Source organism: Actinomadura mexicana, from assembly GCF_900188105.1.
Classification (GTDB): Bacteria; Actinomycetota; Actinomycetes; order Streptosporangiales; family Streptosporangiaceae; genus Spirillospora; species Spirillospora mexicana.
In genome coordinates this window covers 1-20,614 of sequence record NZ_FZNP01000010.1, presented here as the reverse complement: position 1 = coordinate 20,614, position 20,614 = coordinate 1, and the positions used below count along the sequence as shown (strand labels likewise).

Annotated in this window: 20 protein-coding genes and 1 pseudogene; 12 read left to right on the top strand and 9 right to left on the bottom strand. The window is 74.0% G+C overall.

Translation table 11 applies throughout. The features are described from left to right. Positions 1 to 11 precede the first annotated feature (11 nt). The 3 genes from CHC11_RS24900 (at position 12) to CHC11_RS24890 (ending at position 2,437) form a co-directional block, all read left to right on the top strand. Complete coding sequence (locus tag CHC11_RS24900; protein ID WP_089314243.1) at positions 12 to 1,046, top strand: helix-turn-helix domain-containing protein; 1,035 nt, start codon at positions 12 to 14, stop codon at positions 1,044 to 1,046. 139 nt (positions 1,047 to 1,185) lie between these two features. Then, positions 1,186 to 1,818, top strand: coding sequence for a hypothetical protein (locus tag CHC11_RS24895; protein WP_089314242.1), 633 nt, complete (start codon positions 1,186 to 1,188; stop codon positions 1,816 to 1,818). A gap of 79 nt (positions 1,819 to 1,897) precedes the next feature. Next, on the top strand, positions 1,898 to 2,437 hold the full coding sequence (locus CHC11_RS24890; protein WP_089314241.1) for a Rossmann-fold NAD(P)-binding domain-containing protein: 540 nt from the start codon (positions 1,898 to 1,900) through the stop codon (positions 2,435 to 2,437). A gap of 3 nt (positions 2,438 to 2,440) precedes the next feature. Here CHC11_RS24890 and CHC11_RS24885 read toward each other — a convergent pair whose 3' ends face one another. Then, complete coding sequence (locus tag CHC11_RS24885; RefSeq protein ID WP_089314240.1) at positions 2,441 to 3,202, bottom strand: IclR family transcriptional regulator; 762 nt, start codon at positions 3,200 to 3,202, stop codon at positions 2,441 to 2,443. A gap of 92 nt (positions 3,203 to 3,294) precedes the next feature. Between CHC11_RS24885 and hutH the strand changes: the two genes are divergently transcribed. From hutH to CHC11_RS24855, 6 genes are read left to right on the top strand one after another with little or no spacing between them, the layout of a single operon-like run. Continuing rightward, positions 3,295 to 4,839, top strand: a complete 1,545-nt coding sequence (gene hutH, locus CHC11_RS24880) for a histidine ammonia-lyase (RefSeq protein WP_089314239.1) — start codon at positions 3,295 to 3,297, stop codon at positions 4,837 to 4,839. A gap of 11 nt (positions 4,840 to 4,850) precedes the next feature. Next, complete coding sequence (hutU, locus tag CHC11_RS24875; protein ID WP_089314238.1) at positions 4,851 to 6,506, top strand: urocanate hydratase; 1,656 nt, start codon at positions 4,851 to 4,853, stop codon at positions 6,504 to 6,506. Next, positions 6,503 to 7,702, top strand: coding sequence for an allantoate amidohydrolase (locus CHC11_RS24870; RefSeq protein WP_089314237.1), 1,200 nt, complete (start codon positions 6,503 to 6,505; stop codon positions 7,700 to 7,702). Before hutU ends, CHC11_RS24870 begins: the two co-directional genes overlap by 4 nt. A gap of 10 nt (positions 7,703 to 7,712) precedes the next feature. Beyond that, a complete protein-coding gene (locus tag CHC11_RS24865) occupies positions 7,713 to 9,089 on the top strand; it encodes a formimidoylglutamate deiminase (protein WP_089314236.1) in 1,377 nt (458 codons plus the stop codon). Beyond that, positions 9,086 to 10,258, top strand: a complete 1,173-nt coding sequence (gene hutI, locus CHC11_RS24860) for an imidazolonepropionase (RefSeq protein ID WP_089314235.1) — start codon at positions 9,086 to 9,088, stop codon at positions 10,256 to 10,258. Before CHC11_RS24865 ends, hutI begins: the two co-directional genes overlap by 4 nt. A gap of 20 nt (positions 10,259 to 10,278) precedes the next feature. Continuing rightward, positions 10,279 to 10,815, top strand: a complete 537-nt coding sequence (locus tag CHC11_RS24855) for a ferritin-like domain-containing protein (RefSeq protein ID WP_089314234.1) — start codon at positions 10,279 to 10,281, stop codon at positions 10,813 to 10,815. Here CHC11_RS24855 and CHC11_RS24850 read toward each other — a convergent pair. From CHC11_RS24850 to CHC11_RS24840, 3 genes are all read right to left on the bottom strand, one after another. Further along, positions 10,812 to 11,303 (bottom strand): flavin reductase family protein, encoded by a 492-nt coding sequence (locus CHC11_RS24850; RefSeq protein WP_089314499.1) that lies wholly within the window; start codon positions 11,301 to 11,303, stop codon positions 10,812 to 10,814. The genes CHC11_RS24855 and CHC11_RS24850 overlap by 4 nt on opposite strands. Further along, on the bottom strand, positions 11,288 to 12,991 hold the full coding sequence (gene sppA / locus CHC11_RS24845) for a signal peptide peptidase SppA (protein ID WP_089314233.1): 1,704 nt from the start codon (positions 12,989 to 12,991) through the stop codon (positions 11,288 to 11,290). The genes CHC11_RS24850 and sppA overlap by 16 nt, the downstream gene beginning before the upstream one ends. 83 nt (positions 12,992 to 13,074) lie before the next feature. Beyond that, complete coding sequence (locus tag CHC11_RS24840) at positions 13,075 to 13,611, bottom strand: PaaI family thioesterase (protein WP_245919722.1); 537 nt, start codon at positions 13,609 to 13,611, stop codon at positions 13,075 to 13,077. Between the two features lie 82 nt (positions 13,612 to 13,693). Between CHC11_RS24840 and CHC11_RS24835 the strand changes: the two genes are divergently transcribed. Then, positions 13,694 to 14,551: an NUDIX domain-containing protein gene (locus CHC11_RS24835; RefSeq protein ID WP_089314232.1), complete on the top strand. Its 858-nt coding sequence runs from the start codon at positions 13,694 to 13,696 to the stop codon at positions 14,549 to 14,551. Between the two features lie 29 nt (positions 14,552 to 14,580). Here CHC11_RS24835 and CHC11_RS24830 read toward each other — a convergent pair whose 3' ends face one another. From CHC11_RS24830 to CHC11_RS24820, 3 genes are all read right to left on the bottom strand, one after another. Further along, positions 14,581 to 14,931: an ACT domain-containing protein gene (locus tag CHC11_RS24830; protein ID WP_089314231.1), complete on the bottom strand. Its 351-nt coding sequence runs from the start codon at positions 14,929 to 14,931 to the stop codon at positions 14,581 to 14,583. A 9-nt stretch (positions 14,932 to 14,940) separates the two neighbouring features. After that, positions 14,941 to 17,172 carry a 1,4-alpha-glucan branching protein GlgB gene (gene glgB / locus CHC11_RS24825; RefSeq protein ID WP_089314230.1) on the bottom strand — a complete coding sequence of 744 codons (2,232 nt, stop codon included), beginning with the start codon at positions 17,170 to 17,172 and terminating at the stop codon, positions 14,941 to 14,943. Between the two features lie 333 nt (positions 17,173 to 17,505). Beyond that, positions 17,506 to 17,724 (bottom strand): hypothetical protein, encoded by a 219-nt coding sequence (locus tag CHC11_RS24820; protein WP_089314229.1) that lies wholly within the window; start codon positions 17,722 to 17,724, stop codon positions 17,506 to 17,508. Positions 17,725 to 17,938: 214 nt separating this feature from the next. Here CHC11_RS24820 and CHC11_RS24815 point away from each other — a divergent pair, with 214 nt between their 5' ends. Both CHC11_RS24815 and CHC11_RS44065 read left to right on the top strand, forming a co-directional pair. Beyond that, the gene (locus tag CHC11_RS24815; RefSeq protein WP_245919720.1) at positions 17,939 to 18,706 is read left to right on the top strand and encodes a GntR family transcriptional regulator; all 768 of its coding nucleotides are present in this window, start codon (positions 17,939 to 17,941) and stop codon (positions 18,704 to 18,706) included. Between the two features lie 12 nt (positions 18,707 to 18,718). After that, positions 18,719 to 18,823: pseudogene (locus tag CHC11_RS44065) on the top strand (HvfA family oxazolone/thioamide-modified RiPP metallophore); the annotation flags it as partial. Here the strand turns inward: CHC11_RS44065 and CHC11_RS24810 are convergent. Next, positions 18,776 to 20,269 (bottom strand): maltokinase N-terminal cap-like domain-containing protein, encoded by a 1,494-nt coding sequence (locus CHC11_RS24810; RefSeq protein WP_143227317.1) that lies wholly within the window; start codon positions 20,267 to 20,269, stop codon positions 18,776 to 18,778. The pseudogene CHC11_RS44065 and the gene CHC11_RS24810 sit on opposite strands and share 48 nt — an antisense overlap. Then, on the bottom strand, positions 20,266 to 20,614 hold a 349-nt coding region (locus tag CHC11_RS24805), incomplete at its 5' end, for an alpha-glucosidase C-terminal domain-containing protein (protein WP_179278987.1). The genes CHC11_RS24810 and CHC11_RS24805, both read right to left, overlap by 4 nt.

Here is a 20,614-nt window from a genome sequence, read left to right as displayed (position 1 = left end):
TCCTCGTGCCCATGGAGGCCCTGGTCGAACGGCTGTCCGGACTGGATCCGCACGTCGACGGCATGATCCGCGTCGTCATGTTCTACGACACGCTGATGCGGCGGCGGGTCGACCTGCCCGCGCTCGTCCGGGCCTCGGCGGGCCTGGCCGAGTGCGTCGCGGGCGTCCGGCTCCACGGTGCGGGGCGGGTGATCCGCGTCGCCCCCGACGGCGGGACCGCCTCCGGGCCACCGGCGCCCGCGTCCACCGCGGCACCGATCGTCCTCGACGAGGAGGAGATCGGCACGGTCTGGCTGGAACGCCCCGGACCGCCCGGTCCGCTCGACGAGGCGGTCCTGGACCGACTCGCCATCGCCGCCGCCGCGGTCTTCGAGAGGTACGGCCCGGCCCGCACCACCATGGCCGACCCCGCCCTGGTCGAGCTGGTGATCAGTCCCGGCGGCGACGAGGCGGCCAGGGCCCGGGCGCTGCGGCTGCTGGGCTTCGCGGCCGACCTGCCCGTCCGCGTCGCCGCCGTCCGGTCACCGCTTCCCCTCGACCGGATCGGCGCCCTGGTCTGCCCCGGCCGGCCGGTGAGGGCGGCGCCGCTCGCCGGCGTCGGCGTCGTCCTGGCCACCGCCATCGACGCGGCCCGGTTTCCGGCGGGCGCCCGCGCGGGCATCGGCGCCGCGGAACGGCCCGACCACTGCTGGCGCGAGGCCCGTACCGCCCTGCGCTTCACCGGCACGCGCGAACCCGTCGTCCGCTACGAGGATCTGGGCGCGCTGGCACTGCTCGCCGAGGTCCCCCCTGCGGCCGCGCGCGGCAACGCCGACGTGGCCGCGATCGCCCGGCTGGCGGGGACCGGGGACGAGCTGGACACGCTGGAGGCCTACTGCGCCACCGGCTCCCTGCGCCAGGCGGCCGACCACCTCCACCTGCACCACAGCAGCGTGGGCCGCCGACTCGAACAGCTCGCGAAGACGTTGGGCTTCGAGCTCACCGAGCCCGCGGGGCTGACCCGGGCCCGGCTCGCCCTCACCCTGTGGCGGATGCTCGACGGCTGAGCGGGCACGGACCGCGAGGGAGGTAGGGCCCGAGCCTCGGGGGTCGGGGTCCTAGGGCCCTGACTTCGGGATCGGCCTTCTCAAAAGAATGGCTCGTGCGGCCCAAGGGATGGGTCGGGTCATAGTGGGGAGCTCCCGAATGAAGAAGGCAGGGCTGTCGCTCGCCGGTGTGGCCGTTCTGGGCACGGCGGCCGTGGTGGGGACCACGGTGGTGTCCGGCGGGGACGCCGATCCGACCACCAGTGTCGCGGCGAAGAAGGAGCTCGGCGCGCAGCCGGGGACGGTCGGGCAGTCGGCGAAGAACGGCCAGAAGTGCACCGGCAAACGGGTCGCGCGCGGGAAGCGGCGCTTCGCCGGAACCTGGACCCGGTGGGAGAACCGGGACCCGTGGACCGTGTCGGGCCGGGGCCCCGGCACCCTCAACGCCGCCACCTCGTACACGGTGGGGCACGCGGTCACCATCTCCCTCGGCGCCACGGTCGAGAGCGTCGACGCCGTCCTCGGATACCAGGGCGACAAGCAGTGGCAGTGGCGCCTCGGGTACACGTCGACGCTGGCGAAGAAGCAGCTCTACCGGCTCGACATCGGCCGGGTGTACAAGATCTACCAGTTCGACGTGTACGAGCCGACCGGCACGTGGACGGCCGACCCCGCCGGGAGGGGGCGCAGCCAGTGCGTCGGCCTGCATGACGTGAACGTGGGCAAGGGCAAGGCGCTCTGGTTCTGGAAGCTCGACCACCGCCTCCGCGTGACCCCCGAGAAGAAGCGCTGACCCCATTACCCGCGAGCCGCCGACCACACCTGGGGGGTTCGCGCTCGACAAAATAGGTAGACCGGTCTAGTTTCTGGCGGTGCGGGCGGTCGCGGAGGAGGAGGGCGTCCCCCTCACCGCGGTGCATCCGGCGACCGTGATCGGGCACTCGGTCACCGGGGAGGCCGGGCAGTACATCGGGCTCGCCGGGATGGTGCGGGACCTATGGGCCGGGCGCCTGCCCGCGCTGGCCGGGTCGCGGCGCACGTTCGTGCCCGTGGTCACCGTCGATCACCTGGCCCGCTTCATGGCCGCCGTGCCCGAGTACGACGAGGGGCCGTACCGCGCTCACCGGGTCCTGGACGATGCCACACCGCACCTGCCCGAGCTGGTCGGGCTCCTGGCGCGTCACCTCGATGCGCGTCCGCCCCGGGTGACGCTGCCGGTCGGGCTCGTGCGGCGCCTGCCCCGCGCGGTCACCGGGGTCGAGCCCGAGACGCTGTCCTTCCTGTCCGAGGATCGGTACGACACGTCTTCGGCCGACGCGCTGGCCGGGAAGGCGGGGCTGCGCCATCCGCCCGTGGAGGACGCGCTTCGGCGCTGGGCCGACCGGCTGGTCGCGGACCGCTTCGGAGCGTAGCGATCAGGTCGGGGGCCGGCCGGTGAGGCGGGTCGTGAGGGCGGCGGCCGTGCCGCGCACCTGGGCCGCCAGGGCGGGCCGGGCCGGTTCCGGGTGGTCCTCGCGGCGGAAGGTCACCGTGATCGCGGCGGTGGGGTGGCCGGTGTGGTCGAAGGCGCAGGCGGCGATGCTCGCGAAGCCCTCGGTGATGTGGCCGTCCTCGACCGCCCAGCCCCGGCGGGCGTCCCCGGCGAGGGTGCGGCGCAGGTCGTGCAGGGTGGCGGGGCCACGGCCGGTACGGTCCACGAAACGGCCGGGGAACAGGGCCCTGACCTGCGCGGGCGGCAGGTGGGCCAGGATCGAGCGGCCGCTCGCGGTGAGCTGGGCGGGCATCCGGACGCCGACGTCGGTGACCAGCGTGGCGTGCCGGGGCGGCTGCTCCTTCAGCAGGTAGAGCGTCTCGGCGCCGTGCAGGACGCCGAGCTGCGCGATCTCGCCGACACGGTCGACCAGCCGGCGCAGGAGGGGGCGGGCGAGGCGCTCCAGGGGCTCGTGGCGCAGATAGGCGGAGCCGATCTCGAAGGCGGCGACGCCGAGGCCCCAGCGGCGCTCCTCGGGGATGGAGGTGACGAAGCCGTCCTCGGCCATCGCGGTCAGCAGGTGGTACGCGCTGGAGCGGGGCAGGCCGAGGGAGCGGGCGATCGCCGAGGCGGGCAGGGGGCCGGGCGCGCCCGCCAGGAGGCGCAGTACCGCGAGGGCGCGGCGGGCGGCGGGGACCTGGGACATGCCTCAAGTGTCTCGTATACGAGACAAAGAGCGCGGTCCGGGGCTGGGGTCGCGGCCCCGGACGCGCTCCAATGGTGGGTATGGGTTTTGGTATGGGGGACGCAGGGGTCGAGGTCGGGCCGGAACCGCTGGCCTTCGAGCAGGTCGCGGCGGTGGCCCGGGACGGTGCCGAGGTCGCGCTGTCGGACGCGGCGCTGAAGCTCATCGGTGAGGCGCGGGCCCACATCGAGGAGCTGTCGGCGCGCCCGACGCCGGTCTACGGCGTCTCGACGGGCTTCGGGGCGCTCGCCACCCGGCACATCGCGCCCGAGCTGCGGGCGCAGCTCCAGCTGAACATCGTCCGGTCGCACGCGGCGGGGTCGGGGGCCGAGGTCGAGCGGGAGGTGGTCCGGGCGCTGATGCTGCTCCGGCTGCGGACGCTCGCCACGGGACGGACCGGCGTCCAGCCCGTCACCGCCAGGACCCTCGCCGAGCTGCTCAACGCCGGCATCACCCCGCAGGTCTTCGAGTACGGGAGCCTCGGCTGCTCCGGCGACCTGGCGCCGCTCGCCCACGTGGCCCTCGCACTGATCGGGGAGGGGTCGGTCAGGGACGCCGCCGGTGAGCTGAGGCCGGCGGCCGACGCCCTGCGAGACGCCGGCATCGCGCCGGTCGAGCTCGGCGCCAAGGAGGGGCTCGCCCTCCTGAACGGCACGGACGGGATGCTCGGCATGCTCGTCCTGGCCATCTGCGACCTGCGTCGGCTGCTCACCGCCGCCGACCTGGCGGCCGCGATGAGCGTCGAGGCGCTGCTCGGCACCGACCGCGTCTTCGCCGCCGACCTGCAGGACCTGCGGCCCCACCCCGGCCAGGCCGCGTCGGCCGCGAACCTCCGGGCGCTGCTGGCCGACTCGCAGATCATGGAGTCGCACCGGGGGCCCGACTGCACCCGCGTGCAGGACGCGTACTCGCTGCGCTGCGCCCCGCAGGTGAACGGCGCCGCCCGCGACACGCTCGCGCACGCCGAGCTGGTCGCGGGACGGGAACTGGCGTCCGCCGTGGACAACCCCGTCGTCCTCCCGGACGGGCGGGTCGAGTCGAACGGCAACTTCCACGGCGCCCCGGTCGCCTACGTGCTGGACTTCCTCGCCGTGCCCGCGGCCGACGTCGCCTCGATGTCCGAGCGCCGCACCGACCGGATGCTCGACCGGGGACGCTCCGCCGGGCTGCCCGCCTTCCTGGCCGACGATCCGGGCGTCGACTCCGGCCACATGATCGCCCAGTACACGCAGGCCGCCATCGTGTCGGAGCTCAAGCGCCTCGCCGTGCCCGCGAGCGCCGACTCGATCCCAAGCTCGGCCATGCAGGAGGACCACGTCTCGATGGGGTGGAGCGCGGCCCGCAAGCTGCGCCGCGCGGTGGACGGCCTCACCCAGGTGGTCGCCGTCGAGATCCTCACCGCCGCGCGGGCGCTGGAGCTTCGCACCCCGCTGCTTCCCGGCCCGGCCACCGCCGCCGCGGTCGCCAGGCTGCGCGAGGCCGTCCCGCCGCCCGGCCCGGACCGCTACCTCGCCCCCGAGATCGCCGCCGCGACCGCACTGGTCCGGGACGGCTCACTGGTCGCCGCCGCCGAGGCCGTCACCGGCCCGCTCTCCTGAAGGAGTCCCACATGTCCGGTCCCCGTCCCGTCCGCGCGCCGCGCGGCACCTCGCTGACCGCCGCCAAGGGGTGGCCGCAGGAGGCCGCCCTGCGCATGATCCAGAACAACCTCGACCCCGAGGTCGCCGAGCACCCGGACGAGCTGGTCGTCTACGGCGGGTCGGGGAAGGCGGCCCGGAGCTGGGACGCCTTCGACGGCATCATCCGGTCGCTGTCGGACCTGGAGGGGGACGAGACGCTGCTCGTCCAGTCCGGCAAGCCGGTCGGGATCTTCCGGACGCACGAGTGGGCGCCGCGCGTGCTCATCGCGAACTCCAACCTCGTCCCGCAGTGGGGGACGTGGGAGGAGTTCCGCCGCCTGGAGTCGCTCGGCCTGACGATGTTCGGGCAGATGACCGCCGGTTCGTGGATCTACATCGGGACGCAGGGGATCCTGCAGGGCACCTACGAGACGTTCGCCGCCGTCGCCGAGAAGCGGTTCGGCGGCACCCTCGCCGGGACGGTCACGCTCACCGCCGGGCTCGGCGGGATGGGCGGCGCGCAGCCCCTCGCGGTCACGATGAACGGCGGCGTCGCGATCTGCGTCGAGTGCGACCCGTCCCGGATCGAGCGGCGGGTCGCGCACCGGTACTGCGACGTGCGGGCCGGCTCGCTGGACGAGGCGCTGCGGCTCGCCGAGGAGGCCAGGGCCGAGCGCCGGCCGCTGTCGATCGCGGTGCTGGGCAACGCCGCCGACATCGTCCCCGAACTGCTGCGGCGCGGCGCCCCGATCGACATCGTCACCGACCAGACCAGCGCGCACGACCCGCTCGCCTACCTGCCGCAGGGCGTCGCGTTCGAGGACATGGCCGCCGAGCGCGACAAGGACCGCGACGGCTTCATCGCCAGGGCCCGCGCCTCGATGGCCGTCCACGTCGAGGCCATGGTCGGCTTCCAGGACGCGGGCGCCGAGGTGTTCGACTACGGCAACTCCATCCGGGGCGAGGCGCAGCTCGCCGGGTACACGCGCGCGTTCGAGTTCCCCGGGTTCGTGCCCGCCTACATCCGGCCGCTGTTCTGCGAGGGCAAGGGGCCGTTCCGGTGGGCGGCCCTGTCGGGCGACCCGAGGGACATCGCCCGCACCGACCAGGCGATCCTCGACCTGTTCCCGGGCAACGAGCCGCTGACCCGGTGGATCCGGATGGCGAAGGAGAAGGTCCGCTTCCAGGGCCTGCCGTCGCGGATCTGCTGGCTCGGCTACGGCGAGCGCGACAAGGCCGGAGAGGTGTTCAACGACCTGGTCGCGCGCGGCGAGATCAGCGCGCCGATCGTGCTCGGCCGCGACCACCTCGACTGCGGCTCGGTCGCCAGCCCGTACCGCGAGACCGAGGGCATGAAGGACGGGTCGGACGCGATCGCCGACTGGCCCCTGCTGAACGCCATGCTCAACACCTCCTCCGGCGCGACGTGGGTGTCGGTCCACCACGGCGGCGGGGTCGGCATCGGCCGCTCCATCCACGCCGGGCAGGTCTGCGTCGCCGACGGCACGGCCCTCGCCGGGGAGAAGCTCCGGCGCGTCCTGACCAACGACCCCGGCACCGGCGTCATGCGGCACGTCGACGCCGGCTACGAGCGGGCCGCCGAGGTCGCCGACGAGCGCGGGGTGCGCATCCCCATGCGGCCATGAGCTTCGAGGAGATGTGGGCGGAGCTGCTGCCGGTCGGGCGGGACGCGGCGACCGGCGGCTACCACCGGTTCGCGTGGACGCCGCCGGAGCTGGAGTGCCGCGCCTGGTTCGCCGACGAGGCGCGCCGCCGCGACCTCGACGTCGAGCACGACCCCAACGGGAACATGGTCGCCTGGTGGTATCCGGAGGACGGGTCCCGCACCGGTGCGGTCCTGACCGGCAGCCATCTCGACTCCGTGCCCGGCGGGGGAGCGTTCGACGGGCCGCTCGGCATCGTGTCGGCGTTCGCGGCGGTCGACCGGCTCCGCGAGCGCGGCGTCCGGCCGGCGCGCCCGATCGGGATCGGGGCGTTCACCGAGGAGGAGGGCGCGCGGTTCGGGGTGGCGTGCCTCGGCTCCCGCCTGCTGGCCGGGGCGATCGACCCGGCCCGGGCCCGCGGCCTCACCGACGCCGACGGGCACACGTTCGCCGAGGTCGTCCACAACGCCGGGCTCGACCCGCAGGCGATCGGACCGGACGAGGACCTGCTCGGCCGCATCGCCTGCTACGTCGAACTCCACGTCGAGCAGGGCCGGGCACTGGAGGAGCCGGTCGGCGTCGCGAGCGCGATCGTGCCGCACGGCCGGTGGCGGTTCGACTTCGCGGGCGAGGGCAACCACGCCGGGACGACCGGGCTGCCCGACCGGCGCGACCCGATGCTGCCGTTCGCGCACATGGTCATCGCCGCGCGGGAGGCCGCCGAGCGCAACGGGACCGTCGCGACGGTCGGGAAGGTCAGGGTCGAGCCGAACGGCGTCAACGCGATCCCCTCGGCGGTCACCGCCTGGCTGGACGCCCGGGGCCCCGCCGACGACGCCGTCCGCCGGACCGTGCTTGAGGTCGACGAGGCCGCCCGGGTCGCGGCGCGCCCGCACCGGGTGAGCGTCGACCTCGCGGAGGAGTCCTACACCGACATCGTCGACTTCGCCCTGGAGCTGCGCGACCGTGTTCGCGCGGTGCTCGGCGGCGTCCCCGTCCTGCCGACCGGCGCGGGCCACGACGCGGGCGTCCTGTCGGCGCGGCTGCCGACCGCGATGCTGTTCGTGCGGAACCCGACCGGGGTGTCGCACGCGCCCGAGGAGTCCGCCGAGCCGGCCGACTGCCTGGCCGGAGTCGAGGCCCTCGCCGCGGTACTGGACGACCTGGCGCGCGGGTAGGGAGTCCGGTATGCAGTGGCATGCCCAGTTCGCCTGGCTAGGCGACGGCGTCGCGGCCGACGTGCTCATCGAGACCGCCGGCGAGCGGATCGCCGGCATCACCCCCCGGGTCCCGGCGCCGCCCGGCGTCCGGCACCTGCCCGGCCTGACCCTGCCGGGCCTCGCCAACGCCCACTCCCACGCGTTCCACCGCGCCCTGCGCTCCCGCGTCCAGGCGCACTCGGGGACGTTCTGGACGTGGCGCGAGCAGATGTACCAGGTCGCCGACCGGCTCGACCCCGACTCCTACCGCGCGCTCGCGACCGCGGTGTTCGCCGAGATGGCCCTCGCGGGGATCAGCTGCGTCGGCGAGTTCCACTACCTGCACCACCGGCCCGGCGGCGCCCCCTACGGGGACCCGAACGCGATGGGCGAGGCGCTGATCGCCGCCGCGTCCGGCGCGGGCATCCGCATCACCCTCCTCGACACCTGCTACCTGACCGGCGGCATCGGCCGGCCGCTCGCCGGGCCGCAGCTGCGGTTCGGGGACGGCACCGCCGGGAACTGGGCGCGGCGCGTCGACAGCCTGCACGAGCAGACCGGCAAGGCCGAAAGCCGCCACGCCCGCGTCGGCGCCGCGATCCACTCCGTCCGGGCGGTGCCGCGCGAGCAGCTGCGCGCCGTCGCCTCGTGGGCTCGGGAGCACCGCGCGCCGCTGCACGTCCACCTGTCCGAGCAGCCCGCCGAGAACCGCGACTGCCTGGACGCCTACGGCATGACGCCGACCCGGCTGCTGGCCGAGGCCGGGGCGCTCGGCGCGCTCACCACGGCCGTGCACGCGACGCACCTGTCCGAGGAGGACGTCGGCCTGCTCGGGACGACGATGACCGGCGTGTGCATGTGCCCGACCACCGAGCGGGACCTCGCCGACGGCATCGGCCCCGCCCGCGACCTGGCGGACGCCGGCTCCCCGATCTGCCTCGGCTCCGACCAGCACGCCGTCGTCGACCTGTTCGAGGAGGCCCGAGCGGTCGAGCTGGACGAGCGGCTCCGCACCCGCGTCCGGGGCCACTGGACGGCGGGGGAGCTGCTCGCCGCCGCCACCTCCAGCGGCCACTACGGGCTCGGCTGGCCCGAGGCGGGACGGCTGGAGCCCGGCGCCTACGCCGACCTCGTCACCGTCGCCCTCGACTCGGTCCGCACCGCCGGCGCGGCCCCCGGCCACGCCGCCGAGGCCGCCGTGTTCGCCGCCACCGCCGCGGACGTGCGGCACGTCGTCGTCTCCGGCCGCCAGATCGTCGACGACGGCCGGCACCTGCTGGTCGAGGACGTCCCGGCCGCGCTGGCCCGGTCCATCGCCGCCGTCACCGCCGAACCGCCCCCGCCCCGTGAGATCCTGCGCCGATGAGCACGGTCATCACCAACATCGGAGAGCTCGTCACCAACGACCCCGCCGCGGGCGGCGGCCTGGCCGTCGTCCGCGACGCCGCGCTGGTGATCGAGGACGGCGCGGTCGCGTGGACGGGGCCGTCCTCATCCGCCCCCGCCGCCGACGAGTCGTTCGACGCCGCCGGGCGGGCGGTGCTGCCCGGTTTCGTGGACTCCCACGCCCACCTGGTCTTCGCCGGCGAGCGCGCCGAGGAGTTCGCCGCCCGGATGAGCGGCGAGAAGTACGCCGCGGGCGGCATCCGCACGACCGTCGAGCGCACCCGCGCCGCGTCCGACGACGAGCTGCGCGCCAACGTGCGCCGCCTCGTGCACGAGATGGCCCGGCAGGGCGTCACGACGGTCGAGTGCAAGTCCGGCTACGGCCTCACGGTCGACCAGGAGGCGCGCGCCGTCCGCATCGCCGCCGAGTACGCCGACGAGGTCACCTACCTGGGCGCCCACGTCGTCCCCGCCGAGTACGCGGGCGACGCCGCCGGGTATGCCCGCCTCGCCGCCACCGACATGCTCGCCGCCTGCGCGCCGCACGCCCGCTGGGTGGACGTGTTCTGCGAGGAGGGCGCCTTCGACGCCGACCAGGCTCGGGAGGTCCTCACGGCGGGCGTCAAGGCGGGCCTGTCACCGCGCCTCCACGCGAACCAGCTCACTCAGGGACCCGCCGTGCGGCTCGCGGTCGAGCTGGAGGCCGCGTCCGCCGACCACTGCACGTTCCTCGGCGACGCCGACGTGGACGCGCTGGCGTCGTCCCGGACGGTCGCGACGCTCCTGCCCGGCGTCGAGTTCTCCACCCGCCAGCCCTACCCGGACGCCCGCCGCCTCCTGGACGCCGGGGCCACCGTCGCCCTCGCCACCGACTGCAACCCCGGATCCTGCTACAGCTCCAGCATGGCGTTCTGCATCGCCGTGGCCGTCCGCGACATGCGCATGACGCCCGCCGAGGCCGTCTGGTCGGCCACCGCGGGCGGCGCCCGCGCCCTGCGCCGCACCGACGTCGGGCATCTGTCGCCGGGCGCCCGCGCCGACGTCCACGTCCTGGACGCCCCGTCCCACATCCACCTCGCATACCGGCCGGGCGTACCTCAGACGCACGCCGTGTGGAAGCACGGGCGCCGGGTAGAGGGCCTCCTGTAGTCGACTGTGGAGGCCCCTAGATGGCGGAGTTCCTGACGGACATCAAGACCCTGCGCGAACGTGCTCGGCAGGAGATCGACAAAGGCCCGATCACCGAGGCGTACGGCGCGGACGTCGAGCGCGTGATCCAGGTCTGCAACGAGGCCCTGGCCACGGAGATCGTGTGCGTGCTGCGGTACAAGCGGCACTACTACACGGCCACCGGCATCCACGCCGAGACCGTCGCGAGCGAGTTCCTCCAGCACGCGGCCGAGGAGCAGCAGCACGCCGACATGCTGGCCGAGCGGATCGTCCAGCTCGGCGGCGAGCCCGACTTCTCCCCGGACACCCTCACCACCCGCGCGCACGCCGAGTACAACGCCAGCCTCGACCTCGTCGAGATGCTCAAGGAGGACCTGGTGGCGGAGCGGATCGCCATCGCGTCCTACACCGAGATCATCCAGTGGCTCGGCGACGGCGACCCCACCACCAAGCGCGTCTTCGAGCAGATCCTCGCGCAGGAGGAGGAGCACGCCGACGACCTGCGCGGCTTCCTGGAGCGCTTCCCGAAGTCCTAGCCGGGCAGGTAGCGCCGGGCGGCCCTCACCAGGGGGGCCCGCCCGGCGCTCACGTAGTCGGTCGAGACGACCTCGGCGACGAAGAGCGTGTGGTCGCCCGCCTCGACGATCCGGCGGGTCTCGCACTCCAGGGCGGAGACGCCCGTGTCGGGGACGAGGGCACCGGAGTGCTCGCCGCGGTGGTGGGGCTCGCTCGCCAGCAGGATGCGGGCGCTCGGCCGTCCCTCGGCGGCGAACCGGCCGGCCAGGGCGCGCTGGGACGCGGACAGGATCGTCGCGGCCCAGCGCGGGCACCGGCCGAGCACCTCGGTGAGGTAGGACGAGGACGCCACGCTCGCCAGCACCATCGGCGGCTCCAGCGACACCGACATGAACGAGGTGATCGTGGTGCCGAGGTCGTCGCGGCCGTCGCGGACGGTCAGCACGACCACGCCGGTGGCGAAGCCCGCGACGGCCTCGACGAAGTCGGAGCTCAGCGGATCTCCCAGGCTCCGGGCAGGGTGAGCGGGCCCGCGGAGGGCAGGCCGAGACGCGCGGCGACCCCGCCGAGGGAACCCCACCCGTCGAAGCGCGCGGACGCGGCGGTGCGGTCCTCGCTGGACTCCGGCGGGCGCAGCCGCTCCAGCGGCGAGGTGTGCGGGTAGATCCGGACCGGCGCGTCGGAGGCCATGCCCGCCTTCTTCCGGGCGAGGTCCAGGGCCAGGTCGATGCCGCCGAGTTCGTCGACGAGGCCGCGCTCGCGCGCGTCCGCGCCCGTCCAGACCCGGCCCCGGGCCAGCTCGTGGACGCGCTCGCGAGACAGGTCGCGGCCCTCGGCGACCTTCGCGGTGAAGTCGTCGTAGATCCTGTCGAGGGAGGCGTTGACGCGCTCCCACTCGGAGTCGCTGAAGTCCTTGGTGGCGCTGAACATGCGGGCGTGGTCGCCGTCGGCGACCGAGCCGAGGCCGACGCCGACCCGCTCCAGCAGGCCGTTCACCACGGCCTTGCCGACCACGACGCCGATCGAGCCGGTGATGGTGCCGGGCTGCGCGACGATCGTGTCGGCGGCCATCGAGACGTAGTAGCCGCCGGACGCGGCCACGTTGCCCATGGAGACGATCACGGGCTTGCCGGCGCGGCGGGCGAGGACGACCTCGCGCCAGATCGAGTCGGAGGCGACGGCGGAGCCGCCCGGGCTGTTGACGCGGAACACGATCGCCTTGACCCGGTCGTCCTTCACGGCGGCGCGGAACGCGGCGCCGATCGTGTCCGAGCCCATCGCGGGCCCGGAGTTCGGGAGCGGGCCGCCCCGGCCGCTGCGGCCGAGCCGGATCGGGCCCTGCCCGTTGACGAACGCGACGACGTCCTGCCGGCCGGGCTGCGGGAGGCGGTTGGCCAGGCCGTGCGCGCGGTTGTAGCGGGAGACGTAGCGCAGCTGCGCCTCCTCGCCGAACTCCTCGCGCAGGCCGCCGTAGATCTCGTCGCGGTAGGCCAGACCGTCGACGAGGCCCTCCTCCAGTGCCTCGGCGGCCAGCAGCGGACCGCGGTCGGTGAGCTCGCGGACCTTCTCCTCCGCCAGGCCGCGCGAGGCGGCGATCCCGGCGGTGATCTGCTCGCCGAGCGAGGTGACGAGCCGCTGCGACGACTCCTCGTGCTCGGGCGTGTAGGTCTTCTCCATGAACGTGTTCGCCATGGTCTTGTACTCGTAGCGCTTGGCGAACCGCGGCCGGACGCCCGCCTTCTCCAGCGCGCCGGCGAAGAACGGCTCCTCCAGCGCGACGCCGGTGAGCCCCACCTCGCCGGTGGGCTGCAGGTAGACCTTGTCGAACCCGGTGGCCAGGTAGAACGGGACGGTGCCGCGGCCTCCCTCGCCGAACGTCTCCGCCCAGGCGACGGTGTGCTTGCCCGCGTCCCGCAGGCCCTGCACCGCCTCGCGCAGCTCCTGGGCGAGCGCCAGCCCGACGGTGCCGCTGACCTTCACGACGAGGGCGCGCACCCGGCTGTCGGAGCGGGCGCGGCGCAGCCCGTCCAGGACGTCCCGCAGGCCCGGCCGGCGCATGGACAGGAACGCCGAGACGGGGTCGGCCGGCGCGGTCTCGACGATGCCCTCGGTGAGGTCGAGTTCGAGGATCAGCGGGGCCGTCCGCCGGTCGCGGGCCTGTCTGATCACGTTGACGACTGTGCCGGGATCCACCATGGCCCCAGCCTATGCGTTCGCCGCGCAGCGTTCCCGCGCCCCCGGCGGCGCCGTCGGCCGGGCCCGCGCGGGGCGGGGACGGGTCAGCGCGCGAACGCCCTGTTGGGGATCACGCTCGCCGACGCCTGGGCGACCGGGCGGCCGCGCCCGTCGGCGACCACGGCGTTGGAGACCATGCGGGTGCCGCCGGGGTGCACGCACGTCCCGGTCACCTCGTAAGTCTCGCCCGCCCGGACGCCGCGCAGGTAGTCGACGTTCAGGTTGAGCGTGAGCATCGGCATGAAGTGCTCGCAGGTGCTGCTCGCCGCCAGGCAGACCGCGTTGTCGAGGATCATCGCGATGTAGCCGCCGTGCACGGTTCCGCCGGGATTGCAGAGCCGCTCGCCCGGCGTCCACGCGATGCGGACCCGGCCCGGCTCGGCGGAGGCGATGTCCTGCCCGATGTGGTCGTTGATGTCGGAGATCTGCGGAAACCGTCCGTCCGCCATCGCCTGGATCAGCTCGGCGCCCGACAGGGTGTTCCACAGGTCGGCGGCCTCCCGGTGGGCCTCGGCTTCCTGAGGAGCCTCCCGAGGGGCCTGCGGGGTCGCCTCGACGCTCAACTCGCTCTCCCTGATCACGGTGACTCCCGAATGCTATTCGGCGAGGCGGGTGAGGGCACTGTGCCCTTCGTCACGGGCACGCGGCGCTATCGTCGGACCCATGGGAGACGGCGACGGCTGGGCCAGCTGCGGCCTGGGGCACACGCACTGGGGGCGGTTCGGCGCCGCGGGCCTGCTGGCCTACCACCGCGACTCCGCCGGCCAGGTGTGGGTGCTGCTCCAGCAGCGCGCGTGGTGGGGGCTCGGCGGCGGGACGTGGGGCATGTTCGGCGGCGCGCTGCACAGCCATGAGGACGTCGTCACCGGGGCGCTGCGCGAGACGGCCGAGGAATGCACGCTCGACCCGGGAACGGTCAGCGTCCACGGCACGAGCGTGGAGGACCACGGCGGATGGTCGTTCACCTCCGTCGTGGGCTCCTTGCCAGAGCGCGCGCCTGTGCTGCCCGCGTCGAGGGAGACGCGCAGAGCCGAATGGGTGCGCGCGGAAGAAGTCACCGACCGCAAGCTGTTCGAGCCCTTCGCGCGCTGCTGGCCCCGCGTGCGGGACGCGATGCAGGGGCTCGTCCTCATCGTGGACGCGGCGAACGTCGTGGGCGCCCGCGCCGACGGCTGGTGGAAGGACAGGGCGGGCGCGAACGCGCGGCTCCGCGACGACCTGAAACGCCTGGACGGCGGCGTGAACGGCCTGCCGTACGGCCTCTTCCCGTACGACCGCTGCTTCCCGGAGGTCGTCCTCGTCGTCGAGGGCGCGGCGCGGGGCGTCGCCGACGAGCCGGTCGACGGCCTGCGGCTCGTGGCCGCGCCCGGCAGCGGCGACGACACGATCGTCGACCTCGTCCGGCAGGGCGACCCGGGCAAGGCCCACCTGGTGGTGACGGCCGACCGGGAGCTGCGCGCCCGCTGCGAGGAGGCGGGCGCCGCCATCACCGGTCCCCGCTGGCTGCTCGAACGCCTCTAGACCTTCACGCGGGCCGGTTCTCGACGCGGTCAGGTCTCGACGCGGTGGCCGGCGTCGCGCAGCGCCCGCGCCCCCTCCTCCGACCGGTGCTCCGGGACGAGCACGAGGTCGGAGTGGTACGTCGAGGCGACGAAGACGGGCACCCCGGACTCGGCCAGCGGCCCCACGATCGCGGCGAGCACGCCGGGCGTGTCGAGGCCGTGGGCCGAGTCGCCGTAGAAGCCGACCCACCGCTCCGTCTCGGCGAACGGTGAGGCGTCCCGGATCACGGTGAGGCCCTCGGGGGCGCGTATGAGCGCGACCCACTCGTCGTCCTCCGGGAACGTCGCGTGCGGAAGGTGCTCGACCATGAAGTGACCGGGGACGATGTGCAGGAGCATCCCGTCACCCTATTCGGGGACGAGCCACACCGCCCCCAGGGGCGGGACGCGCATCTCCGCGGACGCGGGCAGCCCGTGCCACGGCTCCGGTCCGGCCTCGATCAGGCCGAGGTTGCCGACGCCGCTGCCGCCGTACTCGTAGGCGTCGGTGTTGACGAGCTCGCGCCAGCGGCCCGCGTGCGGCAGGCCCACCCGGTAGTTCTCGTGCGGGTTACCGGCGAAGTTGACCACGCACGCCACGACGGGCGGTTCGCCGCCGTCCGAGGCCGTCCCGTAGCGCAGGTAGGACAGGGTGTTGCCGCCCGCGTCGTTGCCGTCGATCCAGCGGAACCCCTCATGGTCGCTGTCGCGCGTCCACAGTGCGGGCTCGCCCTGGTAGGCGTGGTTCAGGTCGCGGACCAGCTTCTGCAGCCCGAGGTGGTTGGCCCCCTCCGCGGCGTTGTCCAGCAGCCACCAGTCCAGCGGGCGCTCCTCCGCCCATTCGGCGCCCTGCCCGAACTCCTGCCCCATGAACAGCAACTGCTTGCCGGGATGCGACCACATGTAGGCGAGCAGCGCCCGCAGCCCGGCGAACTGCTGCCAGGAGTCGCCCGGCATCTTGCTCAGCAGCGAGCCCTTGCCGTGGACGACCTCGTCGTGCGACAGCGGCAGGACGTAGTTCTCCGAGAACGCGTACACCAGGGAGAACGTGATCTCGTTGTGGTGGTAGTTCCGGAACACCGGCTCGTGGCGCAGGTATTCGAGCGTGTCGTGCATCCAGCCCATGTTCCACTTGAACCCGAACCCGAGCCCGCCGAGATGGGTCGGCCGGGACACCCCGGGCCACGCCGTCGACTCCTCCGCGATCGTCACGATGCCGGGGTTGCGCTTGTAGACCGTCGCGTTCATCTCCTGGAGGAACGAGATGGCCTCCAGGTTCTCCCGCCCGCCGTAGATGTTGGGCGTCCACTCGCCCTCGTCGCGCGAGTAGTCGAGGTACAGCATCGAGGCGACGGCGTCCACGCGCAGCCCGTCGATGTGGAACTCCTCCAGCCAGAACGACGCGTTCGCCACCAGGAAGTTGCGGACCTCGGCGCGGCCGAAGTTGAACACGAGCGTCCCCCAGTCGGGGTGCTCGCCGCGCTTGGGATCGTCGTGCTCGTAGAGGGCGGTGCCGTCGAACCGGGCCAGCGCCCACTCGTCCTTGGGGAAGTGGGCGGGAACCCAGTCCATGATGACGCCGATACCGGCCTGGTGGAGGCGGTCGACGAGGTACCGGAAGTCGTCTGGGTCGCCGAACCGCGCCGTGGGCGCGTAGTAGGACGTCACCTGGTAGCCCCAGGACGGGCCGTAGGGGTGCTCGGCGACCGGCAGCAGCTCCACGTGCGTGAAGCCCATGTCGCTGACGTACCGCGTCAGCTCCTCCGCCAGCTCCCTGTAGCCGAGCCCGGGGCGCCAAGACCCCAGGTGCACCTCGTAGGCGCACATGGGCTCGTGCAGCCAGTCGTGCTCCTTGCGCGAGTCCATCCACGCGCCGTCCTCCCACTCGTAGGAGGAGGTGAAGACGCGGGACGCCGTCGCGGGCGGGCACTCGGTGGCCTGCGCCATCGGGTCGGCCTTGGCGCGCCACACGCCGTCGGCCCCGAGGATCTCGTACTTGTAGCGCGCGCCGTCGCCGACGCCCGGGACGAACAGCTCCCAGATGCCGGTGGAGCCGAGCGACCGCATCGGGTACGCGCGGCCGTCCCAGTGGTTGAAGTCGCCGATCACCCGCACGCCCCGCGCCGTCGGCGCCCACACCGCGAAGCCCGTCCCGGTCACGGTGCCGAGCGCGGAAGCGTAGGAGCGGACGCGGGCGCCGAGCGCGCGCCACAGCTCCTCGTGCCGCCCCTCGCCGATCAGGTGCAGGTCGAGCTCGCCGAGCGTCGGCAGGTGGCGGTAGGGGTCGTCCTGGATCGTCTCGACCCCGTCCCCGTAGGTGACGGCGAGCCGGTAGTCGGGGACGGCGAGGGGCGCCCGGTCCTTCCCGGTGCCCGCCAGCGACGACCCGGCGGGCAGCGCCCCGGCGAACAGCCCCTGGTGGAAGTGCCGGAGCGGGTGCCGGTCACCGTTCGGCAGGACGACCTCGACCTTCTCGGCGAGCGGGCGCAGCGCCCGGACCGTCACCCCGTCCCGGCCGGGATGCGCTCCGAGGACGCCGTGCGGATCATGGTGGTCGCCGCCGACGAGTCGATCGATCTCCGCGCGCGTCACCCGTGCCATGGCGTCATGGTCTCCCGTCACTGAGCCGTTCACCCCATGAGGTTGCCCCGAGATCCGGCGCTCTCACATGGCGGGCCGACCTGTTTTCGCGAAACCGGCATTCCGGTACAGGTGTTGCGGCCGCACGGCCGGCACGACTCTTCGTCGTGGGGTCGCGTCGAATGTGCCGACCGTGCGGCCACGCCTACCTCGCCCCAGGGGTGACACCGACCCCACCGCCCTGGGCTCCATTCCTGTGTCACCTCAGCGCCACAGGTACCTTCCGTACCGGAATGTCCCAGCCCGGCCCGCCCCCGCATGCGGACCGGGCCGCCCCGATTCCCCTGCCTCCCGTCATCGGTCCCCGTGCTCCCCGCGCGTCTGCTCGAACAGCATCCGCCGGAGCCCCTCCGAGTCGTCCGCGGCCACCGTCATCGCACATCCCGCCTGGAGTTGGGCATCGGTGAGGTCGCCGCTGCGGGTCGCGTACCAGCGTCCCGCGTCGCTGCGCCACACCTGCCAACCCGGAAACCCGCCCTCGATGGCCGCCTTCAGATCCTCGAAGTCGCCCATCAAGGTCGTCCCTTCCCCGAGGCCGCTCTTCTGTATACAAAAGTCTTACTCGGCCTGAGAGGTGTCAAGCTGTCCGTAAGCGGACCGTGCCCCCGCGGATAGCGCCTGGAAGGTATGGATGACTGGAGGGGCGAGCAGGATCGAACGCGGCGTCGAACGCTGTTCGAACACGGCCGCGGGCAGGAGGCCGGGGGGCGCGCCCGAGGAGAGGGAGGTGACGCCGGTGCCGGACCGTCCCGCCTACCTGCGCATCGCCGACACCCTGCGAGAAGAGATCCGGGACGGCAGCCTCCCGCCGGGGACGCGGCTGCCGACCCTCGCCGAGCTGTGCGGCCTCCACGGCGTCTCCGAGATCGTCGTGCGGCAGGCCGTCGCGCTGCTGCGCGGCGAGGGCCTGGTCGAGACCCGCCGCGGCGGCGGCACGCTCGTCCGGGTCGTCCCGCCGGCGCGCCGCGTGGCGATGGAGCGCTACCGCGCGGTGGCCGAGCCGACGGCGGTCCCCGAGACCACGTTCACCCGCGACCAGAAGATCACGTGGGAGGAGTACCGGCTGGACCGGGAGTTCTCCCGCGTCCGGGCCGACGACGACCTCGGCGCGCTGTTCGAGCTGCCGCCCGGCACCGAGCTGCTGCGCCGCCGGTTCGTCTTCCACGCGCGCGGGGAGCCGCAGCAGATCTCCGTCAACTACCTGCCGTGGGACGTGGTCGGCGACACGCCCGTCGCCGACCCGGCGCGCGAGCCCTGGCCCGGCGGGACGCTCGCGCAGCTGACCTACCTCGGGTACCCGCCGATCCGCGTCGAGGAGGCCGTCCGGTCCCGGATGCCGACGCCCGAGGAGGCCGAGACCCTGAACATGGCGGGCGGGGTGCCGGTGCTCGCCATCACCCGCCGCATGCTGTCGCGCGCCGGCGTCATGGAGGTCTGCCGCGAGATCGTGCTGCCCGCCGACCGGGTCGTCCTCGACTACGCCATCGACCTGTGACGCGACCGCCGGAAGGACGGCCGGTGCGGGGAGGGCCGGTGCGGGGAGGCCGGTGCGGTCCCGGCCCGGTCAGCCCGCGAGCCGGGCCAGCGACCGCAGCGGGACGGGCAGCCATGACGGCCGGTTCCGCGCCTCGTAGCGGATCTCGTAGACGGCCTTGTCGAACTCGAACGCCCGCACCAGCGTCGCGTGCGCCGCCGGGTCGGGCCCGCCCGCGGCCGCGTAGCCGGCGCAGAACGCCGCCCGGTTCCGTTCGGCCCACGCCTGGGCGTGCAGTTCCAGCGCGTCCGCCGTCTGCGGCGGGACGTCGCCCTCCCGGGCCAGCAGGAACCGCGCGGCGTACTCGAACGAGCGGAGCATTCCGGCGACGTCGCGCAGCGGGTGCGCGGAGGCCCGGCGCTCGGCGGGCGTGCGGGCCGGCTCGCCCTCGAAGTCCAGCAGCGTCCAGCCGGAGTCGGTGCGCAGGACCTGGCCGAGGTGGTAGTCGCCGTGCACGCGCTGGAACGGCAGCGGCGCCGCCTCGGCGGCGACCCGGTCGAACACCTCGCGGATCGCGGGCGCGTAGGGGCGCAGCTCCGGCACGGCGGCGCTGACCTGGTCGAGCTGCTCGTGCATCGCGAAGACGATCTCCCGCAGGAGCTCGGGCGGCGCCTGCGTCACCCCGAACGCGGCGGCGAGGTCGCGGTGCACCTCGGCGGTGGCCGCGCCGAGCCGTTCGGCCTCGGCGGCGAAGTCGCCTCCGGCGGCCCCGGCGTCGCGGGCGGTCGCGGCATCGCCGGCGGTGGAGGCGGACGGCGCTCCCGGCGTCGCGGGCTGGGCGAACCAGTCGCGGACGCTGGTGAGCGCGAGCTGCCAGCCGTCCGTCGCGGTGCGCAGGAACTCCGACAGCAGCGCGAGCGTGACCGGCTCGTCCCCACCGGAGTCCGGGCCGCTCGAAGGCATCCCCAGCGCGCCCGGTTCCAGCTCGATCCAGCCGTGCACGCTCGGGACGTGCTCGCAGCCCCGCCGGGAGAGCGCGAGATTGACCTCCAGGTCGGGGCCGACGCCGGGGGACAGGCGGCGGAACAGCTTGCAGATGTAGGCGTCGCCGAAGACCAGCGAGGTGTTGCTCTGCTCGCCCGGGATCGGCATGCCGTCCAGGTCCGTGCGGATGCCGGTGCCGGGCGCCCGGCGGAACGTCAGCGGTCCGACCGTCCGCTCGTCCGCCATCAGCCCCAGCAGCGGGCGCGTCAGCTCCGCGTCGTGGGCGGCGTCGTAGACGTACCCGGTGATGCCCTGCTCCGGGCCCTCCAGCCGCCCGATCGCGACCGGCGCCAGGTGCTCGGGCAGGTCGCGGCGGGCGCCGAGGAGGAGCTGGTAGTGGTCGGTGGTGCCGTCCTGGCGGACGTCGAGGACGAGGTGGTGCAGGGCGGGGTCGCCGTGCCGGAGTTCGGTGGCGGTGCCGATGGTGATGTCGTGGATGGGGCCGTCCTTGCCGCCGAACCACCGCTGCCGCGGCAGCCACCCGGCCAGGAGCCGGACGAGCGAGGTGTCGGTCGGCGGAGCGGACGGCGCCACGGTCACATCACTCCCTCTCCCGGCTCCTGCCCGCCCGGCGGCGGCGGGAGCAGGAACCAGTAGAAGCCGTGCCCGGGAAGGGTCAGCAGGTAGGGCAGGTCGCCGATGGCCGGGAACTGGACGCCGCCCATGCACTCGATCGGGAACGAGCCCCGGAAGCGCCGCAGGTCCAGCTCGACCGGCTGGGGGAACCGGGACAGGTTGTTCACGCACAGGACCGTGTTCGCGCCGCCCCACTGGTTGGCGTCCCCGCCGTTGATCTCGCGGGTGAAGGCGAGGACGGAGGGGTTGGAGGCGGACAGTTCGACGTAGGAGCCGACGCCGAAGACGGGGTGGCGCTGGCGGATCTCG